The organism is Methanoregula sp. (genome assembly GCF_003170075.1).
In the GTDB taxonomy this organism is placed as follows: domain Archaea; phylum Halobacteriota; class Methanomicrobia; order Methanomicrobiales; family Methanospirillaceae; genus Methanoregula.
This window is the reverse complement of sequence record NZ_PMZU01000018.1, coordinates 1-7,952: the sequence shown is the minus strand read 5'-3', so window position 1 is coordinate 7,952 and position 7,952 is coordinate 1. Positions and strand designations below refer to the sequence as shown.

The window sequence follows — 7,952 nt, the reverse complement described above, 5'->3', positions numbered from 1 at the left end:
ATCTTTGATTCTGGTGCTAAAGGAGCATATTACCCTTAATTTTTTATCCGGATTCCGGTTTTTGATCCGCCGCGGGGGCGTCCCTTCCGGAATGGGCAGTACTCATCGTACGTGAGGAAAGCGGTAACGATCCCATCAGCATAATGCCTGCAGGAGGGCACACGCAGGGGCATTAATTTAAAAAAAAGATTCGGCCGTTACGGCGCCGGTGCCATCGGGGCCGCTTTTTTTGCTGCAAACGAGGTCACGATGGCAGCGATACCGATAACGATGGCAAAGATCCCTGCAATAAACGGCAGGAGTGCTGCCGAGACCAGGGGGAAAGCGAGCAGCAGGATCCCCAAGATGAGGCTGAAGATCCCAAGGATGCCATTTCCTGCATCCTTCCGGGAGAATGCGTGATACAGGTGGGCACCGCCGGTGATGCATGCCCAGAATCCAATGAGGATGATGAAGAACGACAGCAGGAAGAATGTGCTGTACAGTGGGTAGGCAAGGACGATGATGCCCGCGACAAGGTTTAAGATCGCTAGAATGATCTTCCAGCCCATGTTTGTCCGGACAACGGCAAGGCTTGCAAGGGAGAAGATACCCCCCACAAGCCAGTACGCGCCAAGGAAGGTGATGAAGATCACGGTTGTGATGCCGGGCGATGCAAGGAACATGATCCCGACAAGCAGGGCAAGGATTCCCCACAGGAGGACAATCCACCAGGGAAAGAGCCCTGGTGCATTGCACCCGCATGAGCACCCGCACGGCTCCGGAGTAGCAGTTGTTTCAGCCATAATAAACCTCAAAAAGTATACCAGAACTCTGCCGCGACGGTATTTGAACGCTTGCTTTTTATAGTACACGCCAGCCGGGTGAGGCTGCACGGCACCGGGAATTTTCCCGGAGGTCCCGGCCGGATTATCCGCACTCCGGCATCCCGAGGATCGTGCGGATCCTCGCTTGAGTCTCCTTTGGCGTCCCGGTCGTATTGAGCAGGTAGCAGTTTGTCCGGTCGATGAGGTCGCTGATGTACCGGGTTCGGAGTGCGGTCTTGCGGGCATCTTTTACCAGGAGGTGCGGGTTGAAGTAACCGTTCCGGGTAAAAAGATCGAACGCTTCGCTCTTTTCAAGGGAGGAGAGGATCTGCGGGTCGGCTGTGTCCCGCTTGAGGATGATGATCGTGTTTAAGGTGGTAAGCGGCAAGAGCCGCCCTTTGCCCACGACCCACCGGATGTCGGCGACTGCACGCCCGTCCGCATCATACTCATTTGCTGCTACCAAGCCATCGAACTCCTTCCAGATGGCAGACAGGTCCTGCCGGATGTAAAAGTTTCTCTCAGAGCCGTACGCAAGGATCTCGGGGCCGAAGACGCGGGCAAAGAACCAGTCGTCCGAGATGATCCGGGCATGCGGATCGCGGAGGAGACCGTAGGTCTGCGTGGTTTTTCCCGCGCCGGAAGTCCCGACCATGGCAAGCCCTTTTCCCCCGACATCAACGCAGGCGCCGTGGACCGAGCAGATGCCGTGCTCGTCTTCAAGGATGTCGCCGCACAGGCCAAGCGCAATCGATTTGATCCACCCATAGTAGGTGAAGTTGAAGAGAAACGCCGTCTTTGAATACGGGTCGAACTGCACCGTGTTGTCCCCGCAGGAAGGATCCCTGAAAACATAGAGCCGTCCGTGCGAGCGGATGTTCTGGGACATCGGGTAAAAGTTCTCCTGCCAGGTCTCAAGAAGTGCCCGGTCATCGGACAACAACTTGATGCAGCAGCCGAAGATCTCGGACTTTATTTCATAGCGGACTTTTAAGGCATAGCGCTCGACCAGGCCCTCTTTTTCATCTGGGGAGATCAGAGTGATGGTGTAGGTCATATGAGAGGGGCCTCCTTACGATACCACGACGGAGGCCGACTCGTCAAACGGGTTTGTCCGCATCGCAAGCGAGAAGAGGTACGGGTACTGGCCGTGCATGTATTCCATGTACCGGAACCACTCATCAACGAGTGCAGTATAGACCCGGTTTGTATCGCGTTCGAGATGCACAAGATCAGTCCGGGGCAGGGTGGCAAGCCCTTTCCTGGCTTTCATCTCCTCGATCAGGTGCCCGAGCGCGAGCATGAGCCCGGTAAAAGACTCGTGCTCGAAAACCATCGGATTCTCCACGATCCGCAGGGCAAACTCCTCGTGGGCGAAAAGGAACTCCTGCAGGAGGTGCAGGTCGAGCTGGTCGATGCTGACACTGCACGGGTGCTGTGCGAGGTATGTATGAATCTCCCGGAACTGTGCGGGAGTCCAGCTGTCGCGTACCACGAACTCGCGCCGCAGCTCTGCCACCTTTGGATCTGCCTGCGCGAGCATGGCGAGGAGCGGCGTGCCTTCGGTCGAGAAGAAGGCGCCTATGATCAGGTTGAGTTTCTCAATGCGCTGCAGTTTCTCCCGCGATTCAAGCATCTCGTCAATGATCAGCGTAACGAAGAGTACCTCGATCGGGACAAAGGCAAGGGAAGTGACAAAATAGAGCAACAGGTGTTGTGCATCCTGGAAGATCAGGAAGTGGACGGCATAGATCGCAAGGGAGAGGGTGATAAGCCCTGCGGCCACAAGCAGTTTCCACCGGGTATCCTCTTTCATCTGTGTTTTTCTCTTGTTCGGATGAGCAATTAAGGTATTTATGAGGACCCCGTCCGGGAGAACAAAGGGCGGCGTACTGTGACGCGAGGAAAGCACGGGTAAACGTGTATGGCTAAAAGCCATTGCCGGTAAAAATGATAGTGGAGTATGCTGGCATTTTTAACTGAAATCCTATAAAATAGTAATAAAACCGCTTGTTTATCGTAGGCCGGTGCATATGATTCTCCAACAAGCACGAGTGTTCCCATGAAGTACCACACTGCCCCTGGTGATCCCCTTCCCCATTGCGCCGTATTCTCGGTCACCACGCTCACCCGGCGGTTCCCGGAACCGGCAACCGTCCCGGCAGGAGCGCTCTGGGTGCTTGTCTCCGGCCAAGGTGTGGCGATCCGCGATGGCGATATCCCGCAGATCTACGCGGAGTCCGGCCCGTCACCGGCCGTCCCCGTCACCGGCCCGGTTGAATACCTCGGCCACCGGGGCACAACACCCTGTTACGCAGCAGAACTGCCGGAGGATATCCCGCTCCCGGAAGGCCGGGTTATTGTTGGTGTGCGGGAGCTCTATGGCAGGATACCGGATGAGGATGTCGCCATCGCGGCCTTTGCGGTACGGATGATCGCGTCTGCAAAAGCGAGCCGGTTCTGTGGCCGGTGCGGGACAAAGACCGTGCCGGTCCTTACCGAGCGGGCAAAAAGATGCCCGGCCTGCGGCCTTGTCGTCTATCCCCGCATCTCCCCGGCGATCATTGTGCTCATCACCCGTGGCGAAGAGTGCCTGCTTGCCCGCTCGCCCCGGTTCCCGAACGGGATGCACAGCGTGATCGCCGGTTTCGTGGAGCCGGGCGAGACACTGGAGCACGCCGTCCACCGCGAGGTAAAAGAAGAAGTGGGCCTCGTGGTAAAAAACATCAGGTACTTCGCGAGCGAGCCCTGGCCGTTTCCCGACTCCCTCATGATCGGGTTTATTGCCGAGTATGCAGCCGGGGAGATCGAGATTGACAACAACGAGATCGTCTCTGCCGGCTGGTTTGGTCGGGACGCTCTCCCGCCGCTGCCCGCACCCATGAGTATCTCGCGGGCGCTCATCGACCGGTGGGTGGAACGGGGAAACCTGCGGCATTAAACCGCGAAAACCTTTTTTACGGGGTAATAGTAAGGAAAACCTGCACGGTGCCCGAGCGGGCAGCCGGTGATTTGTGTAAACGCAGGCGATATAAACATAGATATAATATAAAGACTTTTAATTCTGTTAGAGAGCAATGGAGATGAATTCTGAACCATCAGGTACAGATGAAGACATCCAGGGTGGAGAGAGCGCCATCGATATCTTCATTCTCTGTAAAGATGACCGGGATTCCCAGCAGCTCATCGGGCAGCTGACCCCCCTGCGGTACCGGATCACTCTTTTTACCGACAGCACGGACCTGCTTGAGAGCCTTCATACGGGAAAACCCAACCTTCTCATCTGCGACACCACCGGCCCGGAACAGGACGGCTATACTGTCTGCCGCGAGATAAAAACAGACGTCGATCTCTGGAGGATCCCGGTCCTCCTTGTCACCGGTGTCGCAAACCTCGGCGACCTCTTAATTGTCCTTGACAGCAATGCGGACAACTTTATCGCACGGCCGTATAATCACCAGTACCTCCTCTCGCTTGTCGATATAATGCTCACGTCCCCGGTCGAAAAACCGGATCCGGAGAAAATCAGGACACAGTTCAAGATACAGCACGAAGGCCGCGAGTACGTGATCATGGCGGACCGCAGGAAACTCCTGGAATTCCTGCTCTCCTCGTTTGAGATGGCGGTCGGCCGGGCAGCAGAACTGGAACAGACGCAGCGTGCGTTTGATGGCCTGAAATCCACGCTCGAACGCCGGGTCGCAGAGCGGACCAGCGAACTGAGCACGGAAACGGCCCGGCTCCAGACGGTCACAAACGGGCAGACCCGCGAGCTGGAGAGTGTGAGAACCACCCTTGGCGGGCTGAAAAACGATATGGTGACCCTGCGCTCCCGTCTTGAAGAGCGCGAGATGGACGTTACCAGGAAAAAGGCCGAACTGGCCACACTCACGCAGGAACTGGAAACAACCCGCGCCCGGTTTGCGGAAGCGGAAGATACGATCCGTACGCTCGGGACCGAGAAGGATGAACTCGAACATGCCCTTCGCGGCGATGCGGATATCCTGAACCGTGACCTTGAGCAGACCCGCGCGGACCTGTCTGCGGCAAAAAAAGAGCTCGCGGAGGTCTCCGGGCAACGGGTGGCGCTGGAGACACAGCTTGCCGGGCTCGCGCACGACCATGAAGAATCAGAACGGGCGCTTGGCACCCGTTCGATCGAGATCGAGCAGCTCAGGAGTGCTCTCAACGACGAGAAAAGCCGTGCTGATGCAGCCGGGCAGGAAGTCAAATCCGTCCTCTTAGAGAAAGCCCGGGCCGAACAGGATCTCCGGCAGATGGTAGAGGAGATCACCGAAAAGGCAAAGCAGCAGTCACAGGAGTGCCTGCGGCTCGCAGATGAACTTGCCGCAGAAAAAGAGCACCGGGCCAGTACCGAGCAGCAGTACAGCGAACTTGCGCAGGAAGCGGCAAAAAAAGAGGCGGGTTTTGTCGCTGAAAAAGGGACACTCATGGAGCATCATGACGCGCTCCAGCAGAAGTGCGATGCGCTCACGGAATCGGTTGGTGCCGAGCGCCAGAAGAGCGCGACGCTCGAAGCCGAGCTCGTGCGTATAACCGCGGCAAAGGAACAGATCACCGGTGAAATCCAGGCATTAAAAGAGCAACTCGATACGACTGTCGCCTCACTTGAAGAGGAAAAACGACTGCGTGCCGGCGTGGAAACAAGCGCAAAAGAGATTGCGGAGACAAAGGACAGCGAGGTACGGGAACTCAACACTACCATCGGTGCACTCCGGCAGGATCTGGAGAAAGCCCGGGCCGCTCTGGAGAGTGCAGAGCAGGAGCGGGAGGCCATGGCTGGTGCGCACAAGAGTCTCAGCGACGACCTTGCCGCTGCCGAGCTCGCGAAGGCGCAGTCAGAAAAACTGGCCCGCTCGGCTGTGTCAGACATGGAGCAGATCCGGGAAGAACTGGAGACCGAGCAGCGGCTGCGCCATGCGACTGAAGAGAAACTCTCGGAGGAAACACAGGCAAAAAGGAACATCGAGCAAACCTCAAATGCGATAAGTGAGCAGACCGCTGCAAAGGAGCGTGAACTGCTCGCAAAAATCCAGGACCTTTCGGATAATCTCACGTCAGAGCGCGAGGCGCATCGCACGACAGAGGAGACCCTCGCGCGTGTGGCCCGTGAGAAGGAGCAGGTGGAACAACAACTGCGGGCCATAACTGATTCAAAGGTGACAGAAGAAGCTCAACGCGAAGACAATCTCAAAAAACTCGAGGTCTATCTCAAAACCGTGCTTGACCGGCTGCGGTCGCTCGAGGAACAGCTCCGCGATGCCGAGCGGGAACAGGCAACAAAAGATGCGGCACTCCAGGCCCTCGAAACAGAGATCGAGCGGACCGGTGCTGCACTTGCGGCAGAAAAAGAAGAGCGCCATGCGGCACAAGAGGAGTGTGCGGAGGCCAAAGATGCCCTGGCCACCCTCAGAAAAAGGCCCCTGGTCCTGTCTGCAACAAGAGAAGAAGTGCCATCAGGAAATCACGCGATGGTCGCAAAAGGGCCGGACCTTCCCACCGTGATCATGCACGGGGCGCTGGCACTTTCCCGTAAAGAGATCGATCACCCGGTGCCAGTACAGCAACCGGCAGATCCGGTGAAAGCAGCCGCCCCCGCAAAACCGGATGCGCCGCAGGTAAGGATCCAGAGCGTGGAAGACCTCTTTGAAGAGCCAAGGGAACTCGATATCAACGACCTGTCAGATGCGATCCCGACACCTGCTGCTCCGGGCGGTGCGGTTGGGAGTGATGCCCCGGAGATAACCGGGGACGACACGGGAGGTACAGCAGGGGACGATGACGCGGCTCCTGATGAGGGGGACCCAAAAGAGGCAACTACTATTGCAGACGAGGGTGAAACCGATGACGGTGTGGCGGCGGATGAGGGCGGTGACGAAAGCATGTCCGGTGAGGAACAGGTACCGGAAGCCGGCATCCCGGCATTCAGCCGCCAGCAGTGGTTCGATCTTTTGAAATGGGCGCACAATGCCGAGGCGCTGACTCACGAGGACCGGCTCAGGATCGTCAAGCTCGGGCGGCTGCTCCAGAAAGGCCGGCGGCTGACCGGGCGGCAGGAAACGCAGCTGGAAGAGCTCGTGACACTTGCCTATGCAAAAGGATACCGGCCAAAAGAGTGAGCAACCCGGACTATCAGATTTTTTTGGTTTCGCGTAAACGTTTGTTACCGGCCGTACGAGGCAGTTACTTTTTAAACCTTTTTTAATGATCAGGTGCTTTTTGCCGGTGACGGGACCTTTACGTCGCCAGCCGACCCGGGGTCCCGCCGGATCGAGACTTCCGAAAAATATACCATCGTGCCCAGGCAGATGCCAAGACCGGCAATATTTAACGGCAAAAAGAGTCCGGGTGCAAGAATGCCCAGGTTGTCGAGCCCGAAAAAGACGAGGAGCACCGTGCAGTGCTGGATATGGTACTGGGCGATCCGGGGATCGGTCTTGTCACAGGGGCGGATGGAACCGGCGACCGTCCAGGGACTGAACGGGAAGAACGGGAAGATGCCTTTTCTCGTGCAGAGGTCCTCGACAAGGTGGAGTCCCATGCCAAGGAGTATACCGCCAAGAAATGCAGCGGCCGATCTGGTAATGAATGCATTGCCGGTCGCATATGCCGGGATGTACAGGATTGCACACGTGCATGCAGATACAAACAGGACACCGGGAATTGAGTGGATCAGCCTTTTATCCGCAGGATCCGGAACCAGGTGCCGGGTGTGCGCATAGATCCGGCACAGGACCGGCGCGCAGATCCTCCGGGAAAACTGCACGATCAGCCAGGCAACGGTGCGGAAAGGATGATGCTTTGGCCGGGTCATGTGGATATCCGGTAGAAGGACGCCGACGCAGGTACCGGCGATGACCAGGGCCATCATGAGCGGGTCTGTACGAAAGAATGAACTACAGAGAATAAGTGCGCACATCAGGGCAAGTGCCATATGGTGCCGGGTGATCATGACGGGAGGGTCCTCACGTTTTTGAGCGCTCCAGAGGTGACCGAAAGGATTTCCGGTTCGTGGAGCTGTCCGGTGGTGTGGGTTGACTAAAAAGGGACCGGCTGCCGGAAAAAACCGGATCAGGCACACGCGGTCCCTGCATTTTTCCCGGATAATTCTGGACAGTATATGCA

At 57.2% G+C, this 7,952-nt stretch carries 6 protein-coding genes; 2 read left to right on the top strand and 4 right to left on the bottom strand.

Features of this window, described 5'->3' with window-relative positions:
* Nucleotides 1-197 precede the first annotated feature (197 nt).
* From QZN75_RS01470 to QZN75_RS01460, 3 genes are all read right to left on the bottom strand, one after another.
* Nucleotides 198-785 carry an HdeD family acid-resistance protein gene (locus QZN75_RS01470; RefSeq protein WP_292423842.1) on the bottom strand — a complete coding sequence of 196 codons (588 nt, stop codon included), beginning with the start codon at nucleotides 783-785 and terminating at the stop codon, nucleotides 198-200.
* Between the two features lie 124 nt (nucleotides 786-909).
* The gene (locus QZN75_RS01465) at nucleotides 910-1,863 is read right to left on the bottom strand and encodes an aldolase (protein WP_292423839.1); all 954 of its coding nucleotides are present in this window, start codon (nucleotides 1,861-1,863) and stop codon (nucleotides 910-912) included.
* A gap of 15 nt (nucleotides 1,864-1,878) precedes the next feature.
* The gene (locus QZN75_RS01460; protein WP_292423836.1) at nucleotides 1,879-2,622 is read right to left on the bottom strand and encodes a hypothetical protein; all 744 of its coding nucleotides are present in this window, start codon (nucleotides 2,620-2,622) and stop codon (nucleotides 1,879-1,881) included.
* Between the two features lie 246 nt (nucleotides 2,623-2,868).
* Here QZN75_RS01460 and nudC point away from each other — a divergent pair, with 246 nt between their 5' ends.
* A complete protein-coding gene (gene nudC / locus QZN75_RS01455) occupies nucleotides 2,869-3,747 on the top strand; it encodes an NAD(+) diphosphatase (protein ID WP_292423833.1) in 879 nt (292 codons plus the stop codon).
* Between the two features lie 136 nt (nucleotides 3,748-3,883).
* Nucleotides 3,884-6,946, top strand: coding sequence for a response regulator (locus QZN75_RS01450; protein ID WP_292423829.1), 3,063 nt, complete (start codon nucleotides 3,884-3,886; stop codon nucleotides 6,944-6,946).
* Between the two features lie 89 nt (nucleotides 6,947-7,035).
* On the opposite strand, the gene QZN75_RS01445 is transcribed toward QZN75_RS01450, so the two are convergent.
* Nucleotides 7,036-7,779 carry a metal-dependent hydrolase gene (locus QZN75_RS01445; RefSeq protein ID WP_292423826.1) on the bottom strand — a complete coding sequence of 248 codons (744 nt, stop codon included), beginning with the start codon at nucleotides 7,777-7,779 and terminating at the stop codon, nucleotides 7,036-7,038.
* Nucleotides 7,780-7,952: the final 173 nt, after the last annotated feature.